Origin of the sequence: Pseudomonas oryzae (genome assembly GCF_900104805.1) — a bacterium.
Lineage (GTDB): Bacteria > Pseudomonadota > Gammaproteobacteria > Pseudomonadales > Pseudomonadaceae > Geopseudomonas > Geopseudomonas oryzae.
Genome location: NZ_LT629751.1, coordinates 1,056,234 through 1,079,588 on the forward strand (window position 1 = coordinate 1,056,234; position 23,355 = coordinate 1,079,588).

The window sequence follows — 23,355 nt, forward strand, 5'->3', positions numbered from 1 at the left end:
GCCAAACGCAAATGCCCGGCGGGTGCATCGACACCAGCCGGGCAGGGTAGACGCTGCTGTCACTCCCCGCTCAACACCCGCCCCAGCATCCGATCACCCTCGATGGTGGTGCGGTTGATCACCCGGCGCACGCCCGGCTTGGTGCCGGTGGCGCAGTGCATGGCGCGCCAGTTGTCCCAGAGGACCATGTCGCCCTGGCGCCATTGGTGGAAGTAGTGGAATTCCGGCTTGCGGGTATGCGCCACCAGGCGTTCGAGCAGTTCGATGGCTTCGTCGTTGCACAGGCCGAAGCGCTGCGGGGTGACGATGCGGTCGAGGAACTGCTCGACCACGCCGAGCACCTTGCGGCCGCTGACCGGGTGGGTGAGCACCGCCGGGTAGACCGCATCGGCGAAGTCGGGGAAGCCGATGTCGGCGGGCTTCTTCGGCAGGCCGGGGCCGGGCACGTAGCCGTCCAGGTCGACGTAGCGCATGTGGCGGCGTTGCATGCTGAACGAGTAGGCCACCTCGAGCTTCTCCAGCAGCGCCTTGGTCTCGTCATCGAGGGCGTCGTAGGCCTTGGCCAGGTCGCCGAAGCCGGTCATGCCGTCTTCGCGGGCGACTTCCACGGCGGTCAGCACGGCGCCGTGGTTGGGGCGGCCGGTGTAGTGCAGGTCGATGTGCCAGTCGAGGCGGCCGACGATCTCCTCGCCGTGGTACCAAGCGGTGGCGAACCTGTCCTTGGCGCCGTTGTTCTCCAGCACGAAGAGTTCCGGGTACTGGTCCGAGGTGGTGACCTTGAGCGGGTGCATCTCCAGCTTGCCGAACAGGCGGCTGAAGCGGATCTGGCTTTCCGGGGTGATCTGCTGGTCGCGGAACAGCAGGATGGCGTGTTCGTACCACAGCGCCTTCAGCTCGGCCTGCAGTGCCTCGCTGTAGGGGCCGTTGATGTCGAAGCCGGAGACTTCGACGCCGACGTTGTTCAGGGGGGTGACGATGAGGCTCATGGTGGCTCTCCTTATTGTCGTTATTCGAGGACCGACGGGTCGTTGCGCAGCTCGCGGCGGGCCATGGCTTCCCAGAGGAAGGGGAAGCCGTTGGCGTCGGCGATGGCGAGGCGTTCGACCACTTCGTCTGCCAGCGGGCGACCACCGCCGGCCAGCTTGACCTCGTAGGCGCGGCGGCAGCGCCATTCCAGGGTGACCACCCGCAGGTGGGCCTGGCGCAGGTCGCGGCCGACCACCAGCGAACCGTGGTTGGCCAAGAGCGCCCACTTGGCGTCGCCCAAGGCCTCGGCGGCGGACAGGCTGGTCTGCTGCTTCTCGAAGGTGCCGGCGTAGTCGTCGTACAGCGGCAGCTCGACGCCACAGTAGGCGCCGGACTGGTCGTAGACCGGCGGCACCTGCTGCAGGTCGGCCCAGATGCCGCTCCACCTGGCGTGGTTGTGGATCACCACGTTGGCGTCGGGACGCAGTTCGTGCAGCTGCAGGTGCAGGCCGAGGGCGGGGGTGACGTTCCAGTCGCTGTCGAGGATCTTGCCGTGGCGGTCGAGGGTGACGATGTCGCTGGCGCGCAGCTCGTCCCAGGCCAGCTCCCAGGGATTGGTCAGCACCGTGCCATCCGGCTGGCGCACGGTGATGTGCCCGGCGATGTGGTCGTCCCAGCCTTCGCGGCGGAGTATCCGGCACATCAGCGCGACCTGCGCCTTGGGACTGAGTTCGGGCAGCAGCGGACGGGCGCCGGGGTTGGGGGTGAACTTCTCCAGCAGGTGGGCGTTGATGCCCTCGGTTCTCAGCATGGCGGTGCTCCGGTGTTGGTTTAGCGGGTCTTGTCGTGGGGTCGATGCTAGAGCTGCGAGCCGGTGCGGGCATTGCGGATGCGGACAGATCGCTGGCCGATCCGGCCATGTTGGCGGGCGGTTTTGCACCATCCGCTGTAGGGGCGAATTCATTCGCCAAGACGCTCCGGCAAGGCGAATGAATTCGCCCCTACAGCGATTGCCCGGCGTTCAGCCCAGCAGCCGCTCGCGGAAGGCGCTGGGCGACAGCCCGGTCCACTTCTTGAAGGCGCGGAAGAAGCCCGAGTTGTCGGCGTAGCCGAGCTGCTGGGCGATGCGGGTGATGCTCTGGGTCGGGTCGCTGAGCGCGCGGCGGGCGTGGATCTCGCGCACCTGGTCGACCAGCTGCTGGTACTGCCAGCCTTGGGCGAGCAGCTTGCGGCTGAGGGTGCGCGGACTGCAGTGCAGGGCATTGGCTGCGGCGGCCAGGTCCGGTGGCTCGGCGATATGCTCGACGATCAACTGCGAAACCCGCGCGGCCACGTCGCCCCGGCTGAGTTCGATGCTGCGCCGCTCGCACAGGCTGGCGTACAGCGCGGCGCTCTGCGGGCTGGCGTGGGGCAGCGGCTGGTCGAGCACGGCGGCGTCGAAGAACAGCTGGGTGGCCGGTGCGTCGAACTGGATCGGGCAGGCGAACACCGTGTGGTACTGCTCGGCATGGGGCGGCGCGGGGAAGTCGCAGCGCAGGCGGGTGACCGGCAGGGGACGGCCGAGCACCCAGCGGGCAGTGGCGACGATGCTGCCTAGCACGTCCTCCACGGCGAGCAGGCGCAGCGGGCCGAGGTCGTCCTTGACCTGGATCTGGTAGCAGCCGTGGCCTTCGATCTCGCTGAACGAGGTGACGATCGAGCGCCCGGAGAAGCGTCCCGGGTAGTTCTGGTAGCGCAGGCCGGCGTGGCTCGCCTCGCGCAGCGTGCGGCTGCTCATCATCAGGTAGCCGAGCTGGTCGAGAGTGGCCAGCGAGCGCTGGATGCCCAGTTGCAGGCCGAGGCCGCCGTTGCCGCTCAACTGCAGCGCATCAAGCAACAACTGGCGGTGCAGCTCGGTGCTGACCACGGTATCGGGGGCCAGTAGGCGCGCGGGGGCCAGCCGGTGCCGGCGTGCCAGTTGCGCGCTGTCGATGCCCTGGCCGGCGAGGAAGTCGAGCAGCCAGACGATGTAGCGGGAATCGGTGTTGATGGCGGCCTCCCGGTAGTCTGTAGGGGCGAATTCATTCGCCTTGGCGAGGCGTGTTGGCGAATGAATTTGCCCCTACAGTGGATTGGTCGCCCGTGACGCTCAGCGCGGCTCGCGCGGCATTCCCAGCGCCCGTTCGGCGATGATGTTGCGCTGGATCTCGTTGCTGCCGCCGTAGATGGTGTCCGAGCGGGTGAACAGGAACAGCGACTGCAGGCGCGACAGCTCGTAGGGCTCGCCGTCGAGGATCTCCGCCTGCGGGCCGAGCACGTCCATCGCCAGCTTGCCCAGTTCGACGTGCCAGGTGGACCAGGCCAGCTTGTAGCTCATCGCCTCGGGGCGCAGCGTGCCGTCCTGCGGGCCGGAGAGCATGCGCAGCGAGTTGTAGCGCAGGGTGCGCAGGCCGGCCCAGGCGCGGGCGAGGCGCTGGCGCAGCATGGGGTCGGCGGCGGCGCCGTTGGCGCGGGCGTGCCGGATGACCTCGTCCAGCTCGTTCTGGAACAGCATCTGCTGGCCGAGGGTGGAAACGCCGCGCTCGAAGCCGAGCAGGGCCATGGCGATCTTCCAGCCCTCGCCGGGCGCGCCGACGATGTTGTCGGCGGCGGTTTCGGCGTCGTCGAAGAACACCTCGTTGAACTCGCTGGTGCCGGTGATCTGCTGGATCGGCTGCACGCGGATGTTGGCCTGATGCATCGGCACCAGGAAGAACGACAGGCCCTTGTGACCGACGCTGCCCGGCTCGGTGCGGGCGATCACGAAGCACCAGTCCGACTCGTGGGCCAGCGAGGTCCACACCTTCTGGCCGTTGATCAGCCAGCGATCGCCCTCCAGGCGGGCGCGGGTCTTCACCCCGGCCAGGTCGGAGCCGGCACCCGGCTCGGAGTAGCCCTGGCACCAGAACTCGCGGCCTTCGAGGATGCCGGGCAGGAAGCGGCGCTTCTGCTCCTCGCTGCCGAAGGCGGCGATGGTCGGCCCGGCCAGCCCCTCGCCGATGTGGCCCATGCGGCCTGGGCCGCCGGCGCGGGCGTACTCCTCGTGGAAGATCACCTGCTGGCTGATCGACAGGCCGCGCCCGCCGCACTCGCGCGGCCAGCCCAGGCCGATCCAGCCGCCCCTGGCCATCTCGCGCTCCCACGCCTTGCGCTCCTCGGGGAACATGTGTTCGTCGCCGGGGCCGCCGCGAAAGCGCAGCTGCTCGAATTCGCCTTGCAGGTGCTGTTGCAGCCAGTGGGCGACTTCCTGACGGAAGGCTTCGTCCTCGATGCCGAATCCGATTTTCATGGGCGGGTCTCCAGAATCAGGGTGGCCAGGCGCTCGCGGTGCCAGCTCGGGGTGCCGAGCAGCTGCTCGCTGGCGCGGGCGCGCTTGAAGTAGAGGTGCGGGTCGTACTCCCAGGTGAAGCCGACGCCGCCGTGCAGCTGGATCGACTCCGCCGCGCAGTGCATGAAGGTCTCGCTGGCCTGGCTCTGGGCGATGGCGCAGGCCTCGGCCAACTGGGCGGCCAGGTGCGCGTCGCCGTCCTCGAGCAGCGCCTCGCGGGCCACGCAGGCGGCGTAGTAGCCGGCCGAGCGGGCGCACTCGATGGCCAGCATCAGATCGGCGCAGCGGTGCTTGATGGCCTGGAAGCTGGCGATGGTGCGGCCGAACTGCTTGCGCTCGCCGATGTAGGCGAGGGTCAGGTCGAGGGTGCGCTGGGCGGCGCCGGTCTGCTCGCAGGCCAGGGCGATGGCGGCGATCTGCAGGACCTTGTCGAGCAGGGCTTCGCCTTGGCCATCGCCGTGCAGGCACTGCTCGGCGGTGACCGTCACGGCGTCCAGCTCGATGCGCGCGCGGCGGCGGGTCTGGTCGAGGGTCGGCAGCGCCTGGCGGCGGATGCCGGCCTGCTCGGCGGGCACGGTGAACAGGCGCAGCGCGCCGGCGTCGTCGCGGGTGGCGACGACCAGCAGCCCGGCGCTGGCGCCGTCGAGCACAGCTTCATATATACCGTCGAGGTGCCAGCCGTCGCCGTCACGCGTGGCGCGCGGCTGCTCGGCGGCATGCCAGCCGTCGCGGCTTTCGTGGTAGGCGAGGGTGGCGGTCAGGCTGCCGGCGGCCAGTTCGGGCAGCCAGCGCGCGCGCAGCGCCTCGTTGTCGCCCAGCAGCAGCGCCGGGGTGGCCAGGCAGGCGCTGGCGAAGAACGGCGAGCAGAGCAGGTGGTTGCCCATCTGTTCGAGCAGGATGGCCTGCTCGACGAAGCCCAGGCCGACGCCGCCGTACTGCTCGGGAATCATCAGCCCCGGCCAGCACAGCTCCTCGGCGATCTGCCGCCACAGCTCGCCATCGAAGCCCTGCGGGCTGGCCATGGCGGCGCGCACCGCCACCGAATCGGAAGCCGCGGCGAGAAAGCCCGCCGCGCTCTCCTGAATCATCAATTGTTCGTCACTCAGCGCGAAGTCCATTACCGGCTCCTCTGGCCCATTAGCAGGACAGGAGTGTGCGAGGGGAGCGGACGGCGGGAATCCCCGAAACGGACTAGGAGCCGCGCTGTCCGGGGCCGTGTAGGGGCGAATTCATTCGCCTGCATGCCCCGGTCGGGCGAATGAATTCGCCCCTACAGGTCTCGCCCCTGCTTAGTCTCAACGGACGATGAGCCCCTGGTGCGGCCTGCGCAGAATCGCCCCAAGTCATGAAACGATCTTTCAGGAGCAGGGGCATGATCGACATCCGTGGACTGAGTTACTTCGTTGCCCAGGTCGGCAATCTCGGCGACTGGCAGTGCTACGCCGAGGACGTGCTGGGCATGCCGACCAGCCCCGCGCCGGGCGGCGGCCTGTACGTGAAGATGGACGAGCGTCCCTTCCGCATGCTGGTGGTCGAGGGCGATGCGCCGCGCTACCTGGCCTCGGGCTGGGAGCTGGCCGGGGAGAAGGCCTTCCGCAACGCCCTCGCGCACCTCGAGGCCAAGGGCGTCGAGTGGCAGGCCGGCAGCGCCGAGGAGATCGACCAGCGCGGCGTGCAGGCGCTGGCCATCGTCGTCGACCCGGCGGGCAACCGGCACGAACTGAGCTGGGGCCATCGCTCCGACTGCCTGCCGTTCGTCTCGCCGCAGGGCGTGCCGCGCTTCGTCACCGGCGACATGGGCCTCGGCCACACCGTGCTGCCGGCGCCGAACTTCGACGCCACCCTGGCCTTCGCCACCGAGGTGCTCGGCTTCGAGGTTTCCGACATCTTCAACTTCCGCCCGGACCCCAACGGCCCGGCGACCCGCATCCACTTCCTGCACTGCGCCAACGCCCGCCACCACAGCCTGGCGCTGGCCGAGTACCCGGTGCCGAGCGGCTGCGTGCACGTGATGGTCGAGGTCGACTCGATGACCGAGGTGGGCCGCGCCCACGACCGCATGCAGGCGCACGGCGTGCCGCTGTCGGCGACCCTCGGTCAGCACCTCAACGACCGCATGACCAGTTTCTACATGAAGACCCCCTCGGGCTTCGACCTGGAATACGGCTACGGCGGCCTGCAGCTCGACTGGGCCGAACACAGCGCCTTCGAGTTCACCCGCGTGAGCATCTGGGGCCACGACTTCTCCGCCGGCCGGCAATAAGGAGCACATATATGAACAAGCAACTGACGGCGGCCGATGCGGTCGCCCAACTGCGCGACGGCATGACCGTCGGCTTCGGTGGCTGGGGCCCGCGGCGCAAGCCGATGGCCATCGTCCGCGAGATCCTCCGCTCGGACGTCAAGGGCCTCACCGTGGTCGCCTACGGCGGCCCCGAGGTCGGCATGCTGTGCGCCGCCGGCAAGGTGAAGAAGCTGGTGTTCGGCTTCGCCACCCTCGACGCCATCCCGCTGGAGCCGTGGTTCCGCAAGTGCCGCGAGAGCGGCCAGCTCACCGAGCTGATGGAGCTGGACGAGGGCATGTTCGAGTGGGGCCTGCGCGCCGCCGGCATGCGCCTGCCGTTCCTGCCGACCCGCTGCGGCCTGGCCACCGACGTGCTGACCCACAACCCCGAGCTGAAGACCATCGCCTCGCCCTACGCCGACGGCGAGGTGCTGCTGGCCATGCCGGCGCTCAATCTCGACGTGGCCTTCCTGCACGTCAACGACGCCGACCGCCTGGGCAACACCCTGGTGACCGGTCCGGACCCGTACTTCGACCACCTGTTCGCCCGCGCCGCCAAGCAGTGCTTCGTGTCCTGCGAGCGCCTGCACGAGCGCTTCGCGTTGACCGCTCAGGAGGCGCGCAACAACACCTTCGAGCGCTACCTGGTGACCGGCGTGGTGCACGCGCCCTTGGGCGCCCACCCGACCTCCTGCCCGTCCGACTACGGCTGGGACATGAGCCATTTCAAGCGCTACGTCGCCAGCGCGGCGGAAGAGGGCGGCTGGCAGGCCTACGTCGACGAGTTCGTGAACGTGAGCGAGACGGCCTACCAGGAAAAGAACGGCGGCGCCGAGCGCCTGGGCAAGCTGCCCCTGCCGGTGTTCTGAGGAGAACCAGCGATGACCGATACCCGTGATTTCACCCTGGCCGAACTGCTGATCGTCGCCGCCTCGGAAGCCTGGCGCGGCAACGGCGAAGTGCTGGCCTCGGGCCTGGGCGTGATCCCGCGCCTGGGCGCCAGCCTGGCCAAGCTCACCCACAGCCCGGAACTGCTGATGACCGACAGCGAGGCGTTCCTGGTCGAGGAGCCGATCCCGCTCGGCCCGCGCGGCGACTACGTGCCCAGGTACTCCGGCTGCATGAGCTTCGAGCGGGTGTTCGAGTGCGTGTGGGGCGGCCGCCGCCACGCGATGATCGGCCCGACCCAGGTCGACCGCTGGGGCCAGACCAACCTGTCGGTGGTCGGCGACTACCGCCAGCCGAAGATCGCCATGCTCGGCGTGCGCGGCCTGCCGGGCAACAGCATCAACCACATCAACTCGTTCTTCGTGCCCAGCCACAACAAGCGGGTGTTCGTTGCCGGCGAGGTGGACATGGTCTCCGGCGTCGGCTTCAAGCCCGAGCGCTGGCTGGAGGGTTCGCGCCGCGACCTGATGGACATCCGCCGCGTGGTCAGCGACCTCTGCGTGATGGACTTCGAGGGGCCGGAGCGCGCGGTGCGCGTGCGTTCGCTGCACCCGGGGGTGAGCTTCGAGGAAGTGCAGGACAACACCGGCTTCCCGCTGCTCAAGGCCGACGGCATGGGTGAGACCGCGCATCCGACCGCCGAGCAGCTGGCGATCATCCGCCGCCTCGACCCGCACGATATGCGTGCCTCCGCCCTCAAGGGCAATCCGCCCGGCATCCGTGCCGCCACCCAGGCCTGAGGAGTCGACCATGAGCGTCCCGAGCAGCGACAGCGAATTCGTCACCCGCGCCGACGCCTCGGTCTATGAGACCGACGAGCCGGTGCTGTATACGGTGGCCGACGGCATCGCCACCCTGACCATGAACCGTCCGGGGTTCAACAACGCGCAGAACTCGCAGATGACCTACGCCCTCGATGCGGCCCTGCGCCGCGCCGTGGACGACGACGCGGTCAAGGTCATCGTGCTGTGCGGCGCCGGCAAGCACTTCTCCGCCGGCCACGACATCGGCACGCCGGGACGCGACATCAACAAGCCGTTCGAGCGTGCCCACCTGTGGTGGGACCACACCAACAAGCCCGGCGGCGAGTACCTGTACGCCCGCGAGCAGGAGGTCTATCTGGGCATGTGCCGGCGCTGGCGCGAGCTGCCCAAGCCGACCATCGCCATGGTCCACGGCGCCTGCATCGCCGGCGGCCTGATGCTGGCCTGGGTCTGCGACCTGATCGTGGCCAGCGACGACGCCTTCTTCCAGGACCCGGTGGTGCGCATGGGCATTCCGGGGGTGGAGTACTTCGCCCACCCCTACGAGATGAACCCGCGCATCGCCAAGGAATTCCTCATGTGCGGCGACCGCATGCCGGCCAGCCGTGCCTACGAGGTGGGCATGGTCAACCGCGTGGTGCCGCGCGACGAGCTGCAGGCCACCACCTACGCGCTGGCGGCGAAGATCGCCGCCCAGCCGCGCATGGGCCTGGCGCTGACCAAGCAGGCGATCAACCACGTCGAGGACCTCTCCGGCAAGCGCACCGCGATGGACGCGGTGTTCGCCTGGCACCACTTCGCCCACGTACACAACGAGCTGCTGTCCGGCGACAAGCTGGGCGGCTACGACGCCAAGGCCATGGCCAAGGCCAACAAGCAGGCCGCGGCCAGCGAAGGGGAAAGCGCATGAGTGCCCTGCTGCAGACCCCGCTGACCGAGGCGCTCGGCTGCCGCTACCCGATCGTGCAGACCGCGATGGGCTGGGTGGCCGACGCCAACCTGGTGATCGCCACCACCCGCGCGGGCGGCTTCGGCTTCCTCGCCGGGGCGACCATCCCGGCCGCCGCGCTGGAAGGCGAGATCCAGAAGGTGATCAAGGCCACCGGCGGCAGCAACTTCGGCCTCAACTTCCACATGTTCCAGGAAAACGCCGCGCAGTGCGTGGATCTGGCGATCCAGTACCGCCTGCGGGCGGTGAGCTACGGCCGCGGTCCGGACAAGCAGACCATCGCCCGCTTCAAGGCCGCCGGCGTGCTGTGCATCCCCACCGTCGGCGCGCTCAAGCACGCGCAGAAGGCCGTGGAGCTGGGCGCCGATCTGATCACCATCCAGGGCGGCGAGGGCGGCGGCCACACCGGCGGCGTGCCGACCACCATCCTGCTGCCGCAGGTGCTCGATGCGGTGAAGGTGCCGGTGATCGCCGCCGGCGGCTACTCCACCGGCCGCGGCCTGGCCTCGGCGCTGGCCGCCGGCGCCGCCGGCATCGCCATGGGCACGCGTTTCCTGATGACCAGCGACTCGCCGACCCCGCGCGCCACCCTGGAGCGCTACCTCAAGGTCAACGACCCGCAGCGCATCCGCGTCACCCTGGCGGTGGACGGCATGCGCCACCGGATGATCGACAACCCGTTCATCAACCGCCTGGAAGGCGCCGGCCCCTTCGGCCGCCTGCGCATCGCCCTGTCCAGCGCCTGGCAGTGGAAGCAGCAGACCGGCATGAGCCTCACGCACATGCTCGGCGTGCTGCGCCAGGCGCTCAAGGAAGACCCGGGCGCGGTGTCGCAGACGGTGATGGCCGCCAACCAGCCGGTGCTGCTGCAGCGCTCGATGGTCGACGGTTTCCCCGACGAGGGCATCCTGCCCAGCGGCCAGGTGGCCGCCGCCATCGGCGAGCTGCAGAGCTGCCAGCAACTGATCGACGAGATGGTCGCCGAGGCCGAGCGCTGCCTGGCCGCGCTCTGCGCCCGCCAGGCCGCGGCGAAGGCCGCGCCGGCCATCTCCTGAACCCCGCCATGCCTACCAGGAGCCAACAACAATGAGCCAGGCATTCACGACCCGTATCGAGGCGGGCATTGCCGAACTGACGATCGCCAAGCCGCCGGTCAACGCGCTGGACAGCCAGGAATGGCTGGGCCTGGCGCGCTCGATCGACGAGCTGGGCGCCAACCCGGAAGTGCGCGTGATCGTCATCCGCGCCGAGGGCCGCGGCTTCTGCGCCGGGGTCGACATCAAGGAACTCGACGCCCATCCCGAGCGCATCGTCGCCGTCAACAAGGGCAACTACGAGACCTTCCGCGCCGTGCACCGCAGCCCGGTGCCGGTGATCGTCGCGGTGCACGGCTTCGTGCTCGGCGGCGGCATCGGCATCACCGGCGCGGCCGACATCGTGGTCGCCGCCGAGTGCGCCACCTTCGCCCTGCCGGAAGTCGACCGCGGCGCCATGGGCGGCGGCGCCCACCTGCAGCGCCTGTTCCCGGTGCAGAAGGTCCGCTACCTGTTCTTCACCGGCGAGAAGATCGGCGCTCGGGACGCGGAGCGCTACGGCTTTATCGAGCGCGTGGTGCCGAAGGAAGAGCTGCGCGAGGCCGCCCTGGAAATCGCCGCCAAGATCGCCGCCAAGAGCCCGGCGATGATCCGCATCGCCAAGGAAGCCCTCAACGGCATCGAGGACGGCAACCTCGAAGACAAGTACCGCTGGGAGCAGGGCTTCACCCTGCAGGCCTACACCAGCCCGGACTCCGCGGAGACCCGCCGGGCCTTCGTCGAGAAGCGCGACGCCAAGTTCTGAGGACGCACCATGGATCTTGCCTATACCCCCAAACAGAAGGCCTTCCGCGCCGAGGTGCGGGCCTGGCTGGCGGACAACCTGCCGCGCGAGCCACTGGCCAGCTACGACACCCGCGAAGGCTTCGAACAACACCGCGAATGGGAGCGCCGCCTGTTCGACGCCCGCCTGTCCATGGTGATGTGGCCGGCCGAACTCGGCGGGCGCGGCTGCGACCTCACCGAATGGCTGATCTTCGAGGAGGAGTACTACGGTGCCGGCGCGCCGATGCGCGTCAACCAGAACGGCCAGCTGCTGCTCGGCCCGACCCTGATGGAGTTCGGCACCGAGGAGCAGAAGAAGCGCTTCCTGCCGCGCATGGCCGCCAGCGCCGACATGTGGGCGCAGGGCTGGTCGGAGCCGAACGCCGGCTCGGACATGGCGGCGATCACCAGCAAGGCGATCCGCGACGGCGACCACTACGTGCTCAACGGCCAGAAGACCTGGTCGACCCGCGCGATCTTCGCCGACTGGCTGTTCGGCCTGTTCCGCAGCGACCCGGCCTCCAGCCGCCACCACGGCCTGTCCTTCCTGCTGGTGCCGCTCGATGCGCCGGGGGTGACCATCCGCCCGATCAAGGCGCTCAACGGCAAGGACGCCTTCGCCGAAGTGTTCTTCGACGACGTGCGCGTGCCGGTGGACAACCGCATCGGCGCCGAAGGGCAGGGCTGGCACGTGGCGATGGCCACCGCCGGCTTCGAGCGCGGCCTGCTGCTGCGCTCGCCGGCGCGCTTCCAGGCCACCGCGCGCAAGCTGGTCGAGCTGTACCAGGCCAACCGCGCCAGCGCCGACCGCGACCCGAGCATCGGCGAGGCGGTGGTCCAGGCGTGGATGGACGCCCAGGCCTACGCGCTGTCCGCCTACCACACGGTCGGCCGCCTGGCGCGCGGCGCGCGCATCGGCGCCGAGTCGAGCACCAACAAGATCTTCTGGTCCGAGCTGGACCTGCGCATGCACGAGACCGCCATGCGCATCCTCGGCGCACGCGGCGAGCTGCTGGAAGGCAGCGAGGGCGAGGCCAACGGCTGGCTGGAGGGCTTCCTGTTCGCCCAGGCCGGGCCGATCTACGCCGGCACCAACGAGATCCAGCGCAACATCATCGCCGAGCGCATGCTCGGCCTGCCGAAGTAAGGAGCGGGCCATGGACTTCACCTTCAACGACGACCAGCTCGCCTTCCGCGAGGCGATCAGCCGCTTCCTGATGACCGAGGCGGCCCCCGAGATGCTGCGCGACGTCTGGGAAACCGACGCCGGCCGCTCCCCGGAGCTGCGCAACAAGATCGCCGAACAGGGCCTCACCGCCCTCTCGGTGCCGGAAGCCTGCGGCGGCCTGGGCATGGACGACGTGGCCTGGGCGCTGATGACCCAGGAGCTGGGCTACTACGCGATTCCCGACTCGCTGGCCGACACCGCCTACGTGGCCGCCGGGCTGCTGACGGCCCTGGGTGCCGATGTCGCCGGGCGCGACGACACCCTGGCGCAGATCGCCGACGGCAGCATCCGCGTCGCCGTCGGCCACCCGATCAACCCGCTGGTGGCCGACGCCCACCTGGCCAACCAGCTGCTGCTCGCCCACGGCGACGAGGTGCACCTGCTGCCGCGCCAACTGGTCGACGTGATCGCCACGCCGAGCATCGACGCCTCGCGCCGCCTCAGCCAGGTGGTCTGGGAGCCGAGTTCGGCGACCCGCGTGGCCACGGGCGAAGCCGGCCGCGCGCTGTGGGCGCAGACCCTCGACCGCGGCGCCCTGGCGGTGGCCGGGCAGGCCCTGGGCCTCGCCCAGCGCATGCTCGACCTGTCGGTCGACTACGTCGCCCAGCGCAAGCAGTTCGGCAAGCCGATCGGCAGCTTCCAGGCGGTCAAGCACCACCTGGCGGACGTGGCGACCAGGGTCGAGTTCGCCAAGCCGGTGCTGTATCGCGCCGCCCACGCCTTGGCCAGTGGCGCCTCCGATGCCGCGGTGCATGTCTCCCACGCCCGCCTGGCCTGCGCCGAGGCGGCCTGGCTGTCGGCCCGCCACGGCATCCAGGTGCACGGCGCCATGGGGTACACCTGGGAAGTCGACCTGCAGATGTTCATGAAGCGCGCCTGGGCGCTGGACGCCTCCTGGGGCGACCGCGCCTTCCACAAGTCCCGCGTGGCCGCCTGCGTGCTGGCCGCCGACGCCCCGCTGGCGCCGGCGCAGACCTTCGAGGAGTGAAGCATGGCTGAAGCCTATATCGTCGACGCCCTGCGCAGCCCGACCGGCAAGCGCAAGGGCGGTCTGTCCCACGTGCACGCCATCGACCTCGGCGCCCATGCGCTGAAGGCGCTGGTCGAGCGCAACCCGATCCCGGCCCACGAGTACGACGACGTGATCTTCGGCTGCGTCGACACCATCGGCTCGCAGGCCGGCGACATCGCCCGCACCAGCTGGCTGGCCGCCGGCCTGCCGCTCAACGTGCCGGGCACCACCGTCGACCGCCAGTGCGGCTCCTCGCAGCAGGCGCTGCACTTCGCCGCCCAGGCGGTGATGAGCGGCACCCAGGACGTGGTGGCGGTCGGCGGCGTGCAGACCATGACGCAGATCCCGATCTCCTCGGCCATGCTCGCCGGCCAGCCGCTCGGCTTCCCCGATCCGTTCTCCGGCAGCAAGGGCTGGCAGGCGCGCTTCGGTGATGCGCCGGTCAACCAGTTCTACGCCGCCCAGCGCATCGCCGACCACTGGGGCATCAGCCGCGCGCAGATGGAGGCCTTCGCCCTGGAGAGCCACCAGCGCGCGCTGAGCGCCATCGCCAGCGGCCGCTTCACCCGCGAGATCGTGCCGATGGAAGGCGTCTGGTACGACGAGACGCCGCGCGAGACCACCCTGGAGAAGATGGCCAGCCTGGAGCCGGTGGGGCCGGAATACCCGTCGATCACCGCCGCGGTATCCAGCCAGACCTGCGACGCCTCGGCGGCGCTGCTGGTGGTTTCCGAGGCGGCGCTCAAGCGCTACGGCCTGACTCCGCGGGCGCGCATCCACCATATCAGCGTGCGCGGCGACGACCCGATCTGGCACCTCACCGCGCCGATCGAGGCGACCCGCCATGCGCTGAACAAGGCCGGCATGACCATGGCCGACATCGACCGCGTGGAGATCAACGAGGCGTTCGCCTCGGTGGTGATGGCCTGGGCCAAGGAGCTGGACTACGACCCGGCGCGTACCAACGCCAACGGCGGCGCCATCGCCCTCGGCCACCCGCTCGGTGCCACCGGCGCGCGGCTGATGACCACCCTGCTGCACGAGCTGGAGCGCAGCGGCGGCCGCTACGGCCTGCAGACCATGTGCGAAGGCGGCGGCCAGGCCAACGTGACCATCATCGAAAGGCTGTAGCAGCGGCTGAGCACGGGCCTGTAGGGGCGAATTCATTCGCCTTTGCGGCCCGGTTGGGCGAATGAATTCGCCCCTACAGACTGACTCCACCAGAACAAGGACAACCAACCATGGCTATCTGTGCAGGAAGAACCGTGATCATCACCGGCGCCGGCGGCGGGCTGGGCCGCGCCTACGCGCTGGCCTTCGCCGCCGAGGGCGCCAACGTGGTGGTCAACGACATCCGTCAAGCCGCCGCCGAGGACGTCGCCGGCGAGATCCGCGCCGCCGGTGGGCAGGCCATCGCCAACGCCGACGACATCACCACCCTGGCCACCGCCCAGCGCATCGTCGACGCCGCCCTGGCGGCCTTCGGCGAGGTGCACGTGCTGGTCAACAACGCCGGCATCCTGCGCGACCGCATGTTCCTCAGCCTCAGCGAAGAGGACTGGGACCTGGTCATGCAGGTGCACCTCAAGGGCCACTTCTGCCTGGCCAACATCCTCGCCCGGCGCTGGCGCGACCAGGCCAAGGCCGGCCAGCCGGTCGACGCACGGATCATAAACACCAGCTCCGGCGCCGGCCTGCAGGGTTCGGTGGGGCAGTCCAACTACTCGGCGGCCAAGGGCGGCGTCGCCGCACTGACCCTGGTGCAGGCCGCCGAACTGGCCCGCTACGGCATCACCGCCAACGCCCTGGCCCCGGCGGCACGCACCGCGATGACCGAGAGCGCCATGGCCGAGGTGGTGAAGAAGCCCGAGGACGGCAGCTTCGACCTCTGGGCCGCGGAGAACGTCGCGCCGCTGGTGGTCTGGCTGGGCAGCGCGCAGTCGCGCCACGTCACCGGCCAGGTGTTCGAGAGCCAGGGCGGACGCATTTCCCTGGGCGACGGCTGGCGCACCGGCGTGACCCGCGACAAGGGCGCGCGCTGGCTGCCCGAGGAGATCGGCCCGGTGGTCGACGCCATCCTCACCGAAGCGCCCAAGGCGCAGAAGGTGTGGGGGACTTGAGTGAAGCAGCGCCATGTCCGGCCAGTGAGCAGGGCAGGGTGGTGAATCTGCCGATGCGGCCAGCCACGGCAAGCGTGGCTGGCCGCTGTCGTTTTCGACGCACCGTTGCCCCGGCGGCGCGGCACCTCCGTGCGGGGCGAAGATCTTTTTCCGTACCGCTCATGCACCTGTGATTTTCACCAGCCAATGGCAGTAGACTGTCCCGCGTTTGATCGCCAGCCCGAAAATAACAACAGTAGCCCCGATGACCCCCCAGCGGCAGTCGGGGCCCATGAGAGGCTACCGTGATGGACAGTCACGCCCATTCCCTTGCGACGCGCTCGAAGAGCGGCAGGTTGCCGTTCGCCGGGCAACCCTGGTTGGTTTCCCGCGATCTCGACGAGGTGGCCGCGCTGCTCAGCAGCCAGGTCGAGGAGCGCAGCCTGCAGCCCGGTCGGCGCGGGCAGGCCGATATCCATTTCAACATGCAGGTCATGCCGCAGCTGAAACTGTTCGGCGCCGACTGGGGGCTGGAGATCGGCGTCCGTTCGCTGCCGCTGGCCAGCTGGCATGGCATCCTGCCCTTGCAGGGCGGAGTGACCAGTCGTCCGGACGGGCAGAGCGCGGCGGCCGGCGAGCTGCTGGTGTTCACCCCCGGGCACAAGGTGGACGTGGTCTGGCACGAGGGCACCCAGGCGGTGGTGATCGCGCTGGATGCGGCTTGCCTGGTTGATCACGTCAGGCGCCAGCACTGCAGCGAAGTGGCGCGGGTGCCGGCCCAGGCGCAGCTGATCGGCCGTCAGCATCCGGCGTTGGTCAGTCTCGGCAATTTGCTCGGCCTGGTGGACCGCGAGGCCGGCAGTCCCTCGGGGCTGCTGGCCTCGCCGATCGGCCAGCAGCATCTGCAGCACTTGTTCTGCGAGAACCTGCTGAACATGATCCCTTCCCTCAGTGCCCTGCCGCAGCGCAGCCTGTTGCCCGGCACGGTGAAGCGGGTGGTGGACTTCATCCATGCCCATCTCGATCAGCCGCTGTGCATCAGCCAGCTGGTGGCCGTCAGCGGTGCCAGCCGGCGCAGCCTGGAGCAGGCATTCCAGCGCAGCTTGGGCACCAGTCCGCAGCGCTACATCCAGCGCTGCCGGCTGGAGGCGATCCGCGAGCTGCTGCTGCGCCACCAGCCGGGCGAGCTGCAGCTGTCCGAGCTGGCCTTCCGCTGGGGTTTCGCCCAGCCCAGCCATTTCACCACGGCCTACAAACAGGCCTTCGGCGAGCTGCCTTCGCAGACCCTGGCCCGCAGGTCCTGAATCCGGTGGGGCCGGTCCCGCCGCGCTCTCCGTGCTTGTCCCCCGAAAATGCGACACCCCCGCGAGGAGATACTCGCGGGGGTGTCATGGGTGTTGCCGGGGGGTTACTTGAAGCAGTGGTCGTAGAGGCAGGTCTCGAAGCCGTACTTGATCTTCACCGGGCCGAGCAGCACGTTGTTGCGCTGCACGTAGGCTTCCCACTCCTGGGTCAGTTCGGCCAGCTTGGCCGGCTCCTGTCTGGCCAGGTCATGGGCCTCGACCGGGTCCTTGGCCAGGTTGTACAGCTGCCACTGCCCGGTGCCGTAGGGCGCGGTCATCCAGGTCATCTTCCAGTCACCCTTGCGCAGGGCGCGGCGGCCGAACAGTTCCCAGCCCACGGCGCGCTCGGGCATCGCCTGGCCGTGCAGGCCCGGCAGCATGGACACGCCCTGCATGGGCTGGACCTCGCGGCCGCGGAACTGCGTGCCGGGGTGCTTGACTCCGGCCAGCTCGAGGATGGTCGGCATGACGTCCATCACGTGGAAGAACTGGCCGTTCAGCTGGCCGGCCTGCGCCTTCAGGCTGGGGTGGCTGACGATCACCGGCACCGTGGTGCCGCCCTGGCTGGTGAAGCCCTTGAAGAACGGGAAGGGCGTGGCACCGACCTGCGCCCACTGCGCGCCGTAGTCGATGTAGGAGCCCTTGCGGCCCATGTTCTGCAGGCTGTTGTCGAAGTCCTTGGCCATCCATTCGCGGTTGCCCGGCAGGTCGATGGGGCTGTTGCCGTCGGCGCCGTTGTCGGACATGAACAGCACGAAGGTGTTGTCCAGCTTGCCACTCTGGCGCAGGTAGTCGAGCAGGCGGCCGATGTGATGGTCCATGTTGTCGACCATCGCGGCGTACACCTCCATGCTGCGCGCCTCGCGCTGGCGCTCCTCCTCGCTGAGCTGTTCCCAGGTCGGCAGGCCACCCGCCATCGGTGTGTTGGCGCTGACCCCCTTGGGCACTATGCCCAGATCCTGCATGCGCTTCAGGCGCTGCTGGCGCAGGGCCTCGTAGCCCTCGGCGTAGCGACCCTGGTACTTGTCGATCCACTGGTCCGGGGCGTGCAGCGGCCAGTGCGGCGCTGTGTAGGAGAGCACGGCCATGAACGGCTTGCCTGCGGCCTTGTCCTTCTCGATGTAGTCGATCAGGCGGTCGGTGTAGAACTCGCTGGAGAAGAAGCCCTTGGGCACCTCGACCTGCTTGCCGTCTTCGCGGTAGATGGCCTTGGGATCGACGCTGATGATCGCCTTCTGGTCGTCGAAGTGGCTGGCGCCGCCCTGCACCAGGATGAACGAGCGGTCGAAGCCGCGCGCCTTGGGGCTGAGTTCCTCGGTGCGACCCAGGTGCCACTTGCCGGTGGTGTAGGTGTTGTAGCCGGCATCCTGCATCACCTCGGCGAGGTTGGCGACGCGCTGGTTCAGGTAGCCCTCGTAGCCCGGCTGGCCCTTCTGGAAGTCCTGAGTCAGTTCGCCCATGTTGCCCAAGCCCGCCTGGTGGCTGTCGGTGCCGCTGAGCAGCATCGAGCGGGTCGGCGAGCAGGTCGGCGCGGCCTGGAAGTTGGTCAGGCGCACGCCCTCGCTGGCCAGGGCGTCGAGGTTGGGCGTCGCGATCTCGCCGCCGAAGCTGCCCAGGTCGCTGTAGCCCAGGTCGTCGGCGACGATGATCAGGAAGTTCGGCTTCTCGGCGGCCTGACTGCTCAGACTGACAAGGCCGGTGATGCAGAGCGCCAGGCTCAGGTGCCTCAGGTTCATGGTGGAGTCCTTCTTCTTGTTGTTGGTGGCCATGGCTGGCCGGATCGCACTCGAGGGGGTGTGGCAGTCGACCTACCAGAGTTTCCAGGTGTAGGTGGCGATCAGCCGGTTCTCGTCGTAGTCGCTGCCGTGCTCGAACTTGGCGTCGATGTTCATCCAGGCGAGGCCGACGCCCTTGAGCGGGCCGCTCTGCACCACGTAGCTCAGCAACAGGTCGCGCTCGGTCTCGCTCGAATCGCTGAGGTTGCCGCCACGATCGATGCCGCTGCCGCGGATGTAGCGGGTCATCAGCTGCAGCCCCGGCACGCCGAGCGCGGCGAAGTCGTAGTCGTAGCGCGCCTGCCAGGAGCCCTCGTTCGCCCGGATGAAGGCCACCGCCGACCAGTTCACCAGCCAGGGCTGCGGGGTGAAGCCGTTCAGGGTGGGGAAGGCGCTGTCGCCGAGCATGCGCTGGTAGGCGAGGGTGAAGGTGTTGCCGCCCTTCTTCAGGGCGGCGAGCAGGCCGTAGGCGCGATTGTCGATGTCGCCGTACAGTGCGTCGCCATCCTCGCGGTTGTCGTAGTAGCGCAGGTCGGTCTTCAGAGAGTAGCCATCGCCGAAGGCCAGGGTGCGCGACAGGCCCAGGTAGTGCTGCTGGTAGATGTCTTCCAGCTGGCCATAAAAGTAGGTGGCCGACAGGCTCGGGGTGAAGGCGTAGGTGCCGCCGGCGAAGTTCAGCCCGTCGCTCGGGTGGCGCGGACCGTTGGGGCGGGTGAACAGGTACAGCTTCTCGTGATCGGAGGACTGGCGGGTGCTGATCTCGTTGAAGCGGCCGGCGGTGAGGCTTAGCCCGTCGATTTCCTGCGAGGCGATCTGGAAACCGTGGAAGGTGCTGACCAGCTGGCGGGAATCGTCGAAGTGGGCGACCGGCAGGCGCGGGCGATGTTCGCCGACGGTCAGCTCGGTCTTCGAGTAGCGCACCTTGGCGGTCAGCGCCGAGCGGCCGTAGTCCTGCACCTGCTCGCCCTTGCTGGCGTCGTAGGGCAGCACGGTATCCGGCCCGCGTCCGCCGCCGCCGTCGAGGCGGTAGGCGTATTGCGCCGAGGCATCCAGGCCGAACTGCAGCGGACCCTCGGTGTAGCCGGACTGGAAGCGCAGGTCGAAGCCCTGGCTCCAGCTGCCCACCCGGGAGATCGGCGCGGCGTCGCCGCGGAAGTCGCGATCCAGATAGAAGTTGCGCAGGCCGAGGTTGAGCTGGCTGTCCTCGACGAAGTCGGCGTGGGCCGCCAGCGGGCAGAGCATGCCGAGCAGGCTGGCCGCCCTGACGCAGGCCGCCGCCCGGCTGAGCGGGCCGGGCGTCCGGCGCTGTCGGGCGACGCCGGGGCGTGGAATGGCGATGGAACGCATGACGGTTGTGGCCATGGAAATCTCCGCAGGGGTCTTGTTGTTGTTGTCCCGGGGCCAGTATTTCCAAGGCGCTTCGCCGACCGTTATCCGCTGCGCGCAAGCGCTGGCGTGACAGCGCAGCTATCGTTCGCCGGGCCTGTTCGACGCGCGGCCGCGCCGGCAGCATGGGCCTCACACCCTCCATGTCAGCCCGGATGATCGCCATGCCGAACGCGCCACGCCTGTCCATCGCCTGCCGTCCGCTGTCGGGCCGGCTCCTGCTCGCGCTTGCCGTGTGGCTGCTGGTCGGGCTGCTCGGCTGGCCGCGGCCGCTGCTGGCCGCCGACTCCGGCGCGGGGGCGCCGGTGCATGTCGGCAGCCAGGCCTGCGCGGACTGCCATGGCGAGCAGTTCCAGGCCTGGCAGGGCTCGCAGCACGCCCGTGCCATGCAGCACGCGACGGGCGACACGGTGCTCGGCGACTTCGCCGACGCCACCTTCAGCTATGCGGGGATCGAGTCGCGCTTCTTTCGCCGCGACGGGCGTTTCTTCGTACGTACCGACGGCCCGGACGGCCGGCTGAGCGACTACGAGATCCGCTACACCTTCGGCGTCGAGCCGCTGCAGCAGTACCTGGTGGAATTTCCCGACGGCCGCCTGCAGGCGCTGTCCATCGCCTGGGACAGCCGCCCGGCCAGTGCCGGCGGGCAGCGCTGGTTCCACCTCTACCCCGACGAAGCGGTCGACCACCGCGACGAGCTGCACTGGACCCGGCCGGCGCAGAACTGGAACCACATGTGCGCCGACTGCCACTCGACCGCCCTGCGCAAGGGCTACGATGCGCAGCGCGACCGCTTCGCCACGCGCTGGGCCGAGCTGAACGTCGGCTGCGAGGCGTGCCATGGTCCCGGCTCGCGGCATCTGGACTGGGCGCGCGGGGCAGGGGAGATCCCGCACCAGGGCCTGACCCTGCTGCTCGACGAGCGCCGCGGCAGCGGCTGGCGCGGTGCCGTCGAGCAGCTCACCGCCCGGCGCGACCCGCTCTCGCAGGGGGAGAGCAAGGAGCAGGAGGTCTGCGCGCAATGCCACTCGCGGCGCAGCCAGATCGCCGAGGGCTACCAGCCCGGCAAGCGGCTGCTCGACCACTACAGCCCGGCGCTGCTCGAACTCGGCCTCTATCACGTCGACGGCCAGCAGCGCGAGGAGGTGTTCGTCTCCGGCTCCTTCGCGCAGAGCCGGATGCACGCGGCGGGCGTGACCTGCAGCGATTGCCACGAGCCGCACGGGCAGAAACTGCGCGCGCAGGGCAATGCGCTCTGCGCCCAGTGCCACCTGCCAAGCCACTTCGACAGTCCCAAACACCACTTCCACCCGGCGGGCTCGCCGGGAGCGCAGTGCGTGAGCTGCCACATGCCGCAGACCACCTACATGGTCGTCGATCCGCGCCGCGACCACAGCCTGCGCATTCCGCGTCCCGAGCTGAGCGCCCGTCTGGGCACGCCCAACGCCTGCAACGCCTGCCACAGCGGGGAGTCGGCCGAATGGGCGGCGCAGGCGATCCGCGAGCACCACCCCAATCCGGCCGAAGGCTTCCAGCGCTTCGCCGAGGTCTGGGCGGCGGCCGAGCACAACGCCCCCGGCGCCTCGACGGGGCTGGCAGGGCTGCTGACCAATCCGGCGCAACCGGCGCTGGTACGCGCCAGCTCCACCGCGCGCCTGCGCCAGCCCGGCCGGGCGGAGGACTGGCAGGCCCTGCGCCAGGCGCTCGGCGATCCCAGCCCGCTGGTGCGCCGGGCCGCGCTCGGCTCGCTCGAAGGGCTGCCGCCGGGGCCGCGCGGCGAGTGGCTGGCGCCGCTGCTCAGCGATCCATTGCAAAGCGTGCGCAGCGAAGCGGCCCGGCTGCTCGCCGACGTGCCGCTGCCGCAGGCCCGCCAGGCAGATTTCGAGCGCGCGCTGGGCGAGTACGAAGCCCAGCTGCAGCTGAACGCCGACCGCGCCGAGGGGCGCAGCGAACTGGCCCGCCTGCGCCGTCGCCAGGGGCGCGAGGCGGAGGCCGCGGAGCAGCTGCAGGCGGCCCTGCGCCTCGATCCGCTGTATCAGCCGGCCTACCTGGAGTTCGCCGAACTGCACCGCGGCGCCGGGCGCGAGGCGCAGGCCGAGGCGCTGCTGCGCGAGGGGCTGGCGCTGCGCCCGCAGGCCGCGCTGCTGCACTACTCGCTGGGCCTCAGCCTGGTGCGCCAGCAGCGCCGGGACGAGGCGCTCGAGCACCTGCGGCAGGCGCAGCAGCTGGCGCCGGACGATCCCCGCTTCGCCTTCGCGCTGGCCCTGGCGCTGCATCCCGGCGCTCCCGTGCAGGCGCTGGCGGTGGTGGAGAAGGTCCTGCAGGCACGCCCGCACGAGGCGGACCTGCTCTGGCTGGCCGGCGTCTACAGCCTGGAACAGGGCAAGCCGGCCGCCGCCGTCGCCTATGCCGAGCGGCTGCTGGCGGTCAGCCCCGGCTCGCCCAGGGCCACGGCCCTGTTGCGCCAGGCGAGAAGCCGGGCGACGGCGGAGTGATGAAGGGGCATGGTTGCGCCCAGGAGGGCCCAGCCCCGTCCGTTTTGACGATGTGAGGCCCTAGAGCGCCCCGTATACCTGTGGCAGACCCTTCACCAACGAGGTTTCTGCCATGCGACAAGCTCCTCCCTACGTGCCCGGCCACCAGCTGCTGGCCGGCAAGTCCGTCCTGATCACCGCCGCCGCCGGCGCCGGCATCGGCTTCGCCGCCGCCAAGCGCTGCGCGGAGGAGGGCTGCCGGGCGCTGATGATCTCCGACATCCATCCGCGCCGCCTGGAAGATGCGGTCGAGCGCCTCAAGGCGGAGACCGGGCTGGCCGAAGTGTACGGGCAGCTGTGCAACGTCGCCGTGGAGAGCGAGGTGCAGGCGCTGATCGCTGCCGCCGAGGATTGCCTGGGCGGCGTCGACGTGCTGATCAACAACGCCGGGCTCGGCGGGCAGAAGCGCGTCACCGAGATGAGCGACGAGGAGTGGAGTCGGGTGCTCGACATCACCCTGACCGGCACCTTCCGCATGACCCGCGCCATGCTGCCGCACATGCAGCAGCGCGGTCGCGGGGTGATCGTCAACAACGCCTCGGTGCTCGGCTGGCGCGCGCAGAAGGAGCAGGCCCACTACGCCGCGGCCAAGGCCGGGGTGATGGCGCTGACCCGCTGCAGCGCGCTGGAAGCCGCCGAGTTCGGCGTGCGCATCAACGCGGTGTCGCCGTCCATCGCCCTGCACGACTTTCTCAAGAAGGCCTCCAGCGAGGAGCTGCTCGCCCAGCTGGCCAGCCGCGAGGCCTTCGGCCGCGCCGCCGAGGTCTGGGAAGTGGCCAACGTGATGGTCTTCCTGGCCAGCGACTACGCCTCCTACATGACCGGCGAAGTGCTGTCGGTCAGTTCCCAGCAGGCCTGAGGA

At 69.6% G+C, this 23,355-nt stretch carries 20 protein-coding genes; 13 read left to right on the forward strand and 7 right to left on the reverse strand.

What is annotated here, in order from left to right; translation table 11 throughout:
• Positions 1-59: 59 nt before the first annotated feature.
• The 5 genes from BLT78_RS04870 to BLT78_RS04890 all read right to left on the reverse strand — a co-directional run bounded on the left by BLT78_RS04870 (position 60) and on the right by BLT78_RS04890 (position 5,430).
• Positions 60-986, reverse strand: a complete 927-nt coding sequence (locus BLT78_RS04870) for a TauD/TfdA dioxygenase family protein (RefSeq protein ID WP_090347886.1) — start codon at positions 984-986, stop codon at positions 60-62.
• Between the two features lie 20 nt (positions 987-1,006).
• Positions 1,007-1,777, reverse strand: a complete 771-nt coding sequence (locus BLT78_RS04875) for a class II aldolase/adducin family protein (RefSeq protein WP_090347887.1) — start codon at positions 1,775-1,777, stop codon at positions 1,007-1,009.
• 210 nt (positions 1,778-1,987) lie between these two features.
• On the reverse strand, positions 1,988-3,061 hold the full coding sequence (locus BLT78_RS04880; RefSeq protein ID WP_331715151.1) for an AraC family transcriptional regulator: 1,074 nt from the start codon (positions 3,059-3,061) through the stop codon (positions 1,988-1,990).
• Between the two features lie 33 nt (positions 3,062-3,094).
• The gene (locus BLT78_RS04885; RefSeq protein ID WP_090347889.1) at positions 3,095-4,273 is read right to left on the reverse strand and encodes an acyl-CoA dehydrogenase family protein; all 1,179 of its coding nucleotides are present in this window, start codon (positions 4,271-4,273) and stop codon (positions 3,095-3,097) included.
• Positions 4,270-5,430, reverse strand: coding sequence for an acyl-CoA dehydrogenase family protein (locus BLT78_RS04890; RefSeq protein ID WP_090347890.1), 1,161 nt, complete (start codon positions 5,428-5,430; stop codon positions 4,270-4,272). Before BLT78_RS04890 ends, BLT78_RS04885 begins: the two co-directional genes overlap by 4 nt.
• 254 nt (positions 5,431-5,684) lie before the next feature.
• Between BLT78_RS04890 and BLT78_RS04895 the strand changes: the two genes are divergently transcribed.
• From BLT78_RS04895 to BLT78_RS04945, 11 genes are all read left to right on the forward strand, one after another.
• A complete protein-coding gene (locus BLT78_RS04895) occupies positions 5,685-6,575 on the forward strand; it encodes a VOC family protein (protein ID WP_090347891.1) in 891 nt (296 codons plus the stop codon).
• An 11-nt stretch (positions 6,576-6,586) separates the two neighbouring features.
• Positions 6,587-7,465, forward strand: a complete 879-nt coding sequence (locus tag BLT78_RS04900) for a CoA transferase subunit A (protein ID WP_090347892.1) — start codon at positions 6,587-6,589, stop codon at positions 7,463-7,465.
• A gap of 12 nt (positions 7,466-7,477) precedes the next feature.
• Positions 7,478-8,284: a CoA-transferase subunit beta gene (locus tag BLT78_RS04905; protein ID WP_090347893.1), complete on the forward strand. Its 807-nt coding sequence runs from the start codon at positions 7,478-7,480 to the stop codon at positions 8,282-8,284.
• Positions 8,285-8,294: 10 nt separating this feature from the next.
• Complete coding sequence (locus BLT78_RS04910) at positions 8,295-9,218, forward strand: enoyl-CoA hydratase (protein WP_090347894.1); 924 nt, start codon at positions 8,295-8,297, stop codon at positions 9,216-9,218.
• The gene (locus BLT78_RS04915) at positions 9,215-10,312 is read left to right on the forward strand and encodes an NAD(P)H-dependent flavin oxidoreductase (RefSeq protein ID WP_090347895.1); all 1,098 of its coding nucleotides are present in this window, start codon (positions 9,215-9,217) and stop codon (positions 10,310-10,312) included. Before BLT78_RS04910 ends, BLT78_RS04915 begins: the two co-directional genes overlap by 4 nt.
• A 31-nt stretch (positions 10,313-10,343) precedes the next feature.
• Complete coding sequence (locus BLT78_RS04920) at positions 10,344-11,096, forward strand: enoyl-CoA hydratase family protein (RefSeq protein ID WP_090347896.1); 753 nt, start codon at positions 10,344-10,346, stop codon at positions 11,094-11,096.
• A gap of 9 nt (positions 11,097-11,105) precedes the next feature.
• On the forward strand, positions 11,106-12,263 hold the full coding sequence (locus BLT78_RS04925) for an acyl-CoA dehydrogenase family protein (protein ID WP_090347897.1): 1,158 nt from the start codon (positions 11,106-11,108) through the stop codon (positions 12,261-12,263).
• Between the two features lie 10 nt (positions 12,264-12,273).
• Positions 12,274-13,332, forward strand: a complete 1,059-nt coding sequence (locus BLT78_RS04930; protein ID WP_090347898.1) for an acyl-CoA dehydrogenase family protein — start codon at positions 12,274-12,276, stop codon at positions 13,330-13,332.
• A gap of 3 nt (positions 13,333-13,335) precedes the next feature.
• Positions 13,336-14,487 carry an acetyl-CoA C-acetyltransferase gene (locus BLT78_RS04935; RefSeq protein WP_090347899.1) on the forward strand — a complete coding sequence of 384 codons (1,152 nt, stop codon included), beginning with the start codon at positions 13,336-13,338 and terminating at the stop codon, positions 14,485-14,487.
• A 110-nt stretch (positions 14,488-14,597) separates the two neighbouring features.
• Positions 14,598-15,476, forward strand: a complete 879-nt coding sequence (locus BLT78_RS04940; RefSeq protein WP_090347900.1) for an SDR family oxidoreductase — start codon at positions 14,598-14,600, stop codon at positions 15,474-15,476.
• Between the two features lie 287 nt (positions 15,477-15,763).
• Positions 15,764-16,759: an AraC family transcriptional regulator gene (locus tag BLT78_RS04945; protein WP_090347901.1), complete on the forward strand. Its 996-nt coding sequence runs from the start codon at positions 15,764-15,766 to the stop codon at positions 16,757-16,759.
• A gap of 104 nt (positions 16,760-16,863) precedes the next feature.
• Here BLT78_RS04945 and BLT78_RS04950 read toward each other — a convergent pair whose 3' ends face one another.
• Both BLT78_RS04950 and BLT78_RS04955 read right to left on the reverse strand, forming a co-directional pair.
• Complete coding sequence (locus tag BLT78_RS04950) at positions 16,864-18,534, reverse strand: arylsulfatase (RefSeq protein WP_090352146.1); 1,671 nt, start codon at positions 18,532-18,534, stop codon at positions 16,864-16,866.
• Between the two features lie 72 nt (positions 18,535-18,606).
• Entirely contained in the window at positions 18,607-19,815 is a 1,209-nt protein-coding gene (locus BLT78_RS04955; protein WP_231975779.1) for an OprD family porin, read from the reverse strand.
• A 308-nt stretch (positions 19,816-20,123) separates the two neighbouring features.
• On the opposite strand from BLT78_RS04955, the gene BLT78_RS04960 reads away from it, so the two are divergent.
• Positions 20,124-22,454: a multiheme c-type cytochrome gene (locus BLT78_RS04960; RefSeq protein WP_090347903.1), complete on the forward strand. Its 2,331-nt coding sequence runs from the start codon at positions 20,124-20,126 to the stop codon at positions 22,452-22,454.
• 112 nt (positions 22,455-22,566) lie between these two features.
• Positions 22,567-23,352: an SDR family oxidoreductase gene (locus BLT78_RS04965; RefSeq protein WP_090347904.1), complete on the forward strand. Its 786-nt coding sequence runs from the start codon at positions 22,567-22,569 to the stop codon at positions 23,350-23,352.
• The last annotated feature ends 3 nt before the right edge of the window (positions 23,353-23,355 follow it).

What these genes read in the sequence shown, in the direction of transcription:
- BLT78_RS04870 (WP_090347886.1), bottom strand. Translation starts at nt 986, where the DNA reads ATGAGCCTCATCGTCACCCCCCTGAACAACGTCGGCGTCGAAGTCTCC.
- BLT78_RS04875 (WP_090347887.1), bottom strand. Translation starts at nt 1,777, where the DNA reads ATGCTGAGAACCGAGGGCATCAACGCCCACCTGCTGGAGAAGTTCACC.
- BLT78_RS04885 (WP_090347889.1), bottom strand. Translation starts at nt 4,273, where the DNA reads ATGAAAATCGGATTCGGCATCGAGGACGAAGCCTTCCGTCAGGAAGTC.
- BLT78_RS04890 (WP_090347890.1), bottom strand. Translation starts at nt 5,430, where the DNA reads ATGGACTTCGCGCTGAGTGACGAACAATTGATGATTCAGGAGAGCGCG.
- BLT78_RS04895 (WP_090347891.1), top strand. Translation starts at nt 5,685, where the DNA reads ATGATCGACATCCGTGGACTGAGTTACTTCGTTGCCCAGGTCGGCAAT.
- BLT78_RS04900 (WP_090347892.1), top strand. Translation starts at nt 6,587, where the DNA reads ATGAACAAGCAACTGACGGCGGCCGATGCGGTCGCCCAACTGCGCGAC.
- BLT78_RS04905 (WP_090347893.1), top strand. Translation starts at nt 7,478, where the DNA reads ATGACCGATACCCGTGATTTCACCCTGGCCGAACTGCTGATCGTCGCC.
- BLT78_RS04910 (WP_090347894.1), top strand. Translation starts at nt 8,295, where the DNA reads ATGAGCGTCCCGAGCAGCGACAGCGAATTCGTCACCCGCGCCGACGCC.
- BLT78_RS04915 (WP_090347895.1), top strand. Translation starts at nt 9,215, where the DNA reads ATGAGTGCCCTGCTGCAGACCCCGCTGACCGAGGCGCTCGGCTGCCGC.
- BLT78_RS04920 (WP_090347896.1), top strand. Translation starts at nt 10,344, where the DNA reads ATGAGCCAGGCATTCACGACCCGTATCGAGGCGGGCATTGCCGAACTG.
- BLT78_RS04925 (WP_090347897.1), top strand. Translation starts at nt 11,106, where the DNA reads ATGGATCTTGCCTATACCCCCAAACAGAAGGCCTTCCGCGCCGAGGTG.
- BLT78_RS04930 (WP_090347898.1), top strand. Translation starts at nt 12,274, where the DNA reads ATGGACTTCACCTTCAACGACGACCAGCTCGCCTTCCGCGAGGCGATC.
- BLT78_RS04935 (WP_090347899.1), top strand. Translation starts at nt 13,336, where the DNA reads ATGGCTGAAGCCTATATCGTCGACGCCCTGCGCAGCCCGACCGGCAAG.
- BLT78_RS04940 (WP_090347900.1), top strand. Translation starts at nt 14,598, where the DNA reads ATGGCTATCTGTGCAGGAAGAACCGTGATCATCACCGGCGCCGGCGGC.
- BLT78_RS04945 (WP_090347901.1), top strand. Translation starts at nt 15,764, where the DNA reads ATGGACAGTCACGCCCATTCCCTTGCGACGCGCTCGAAGAGCGGCAGG.
- BLT78_RS04950 (WP_090352146.1), bottom strand. Translation starts at nt 18,534, where the DNA reads ATGAACCTGAGGCACCTGAGCCTGGCGCTCTGCATCACCGGCCTTGTC.
- BLT78_RS04955 (WP_231975779.1), bottom strand. Translation starts at nt 19,815, where the DNA reads ATGCTCTGCCCGCTGGCGGCCCACGCCGACTTCGTCGAGGACAGCCAG.
- BLT78_RS04960 (WP_090347903.1), top strand. Translation starts at nt 20,124, where the DNA reads ATGCCGAACGCGCCACGCCTGTCCATCGCCTGCCGTCCGCTGTCGGGC.
- BLT78_RS04965 (WP_090347904.1), top strand. Translation starts at nt 22,567, where the DNA reads ATGCGACAAGCTCCTCCCTACGTGCCCGGCCACCAGCTGCTGGCCGGC.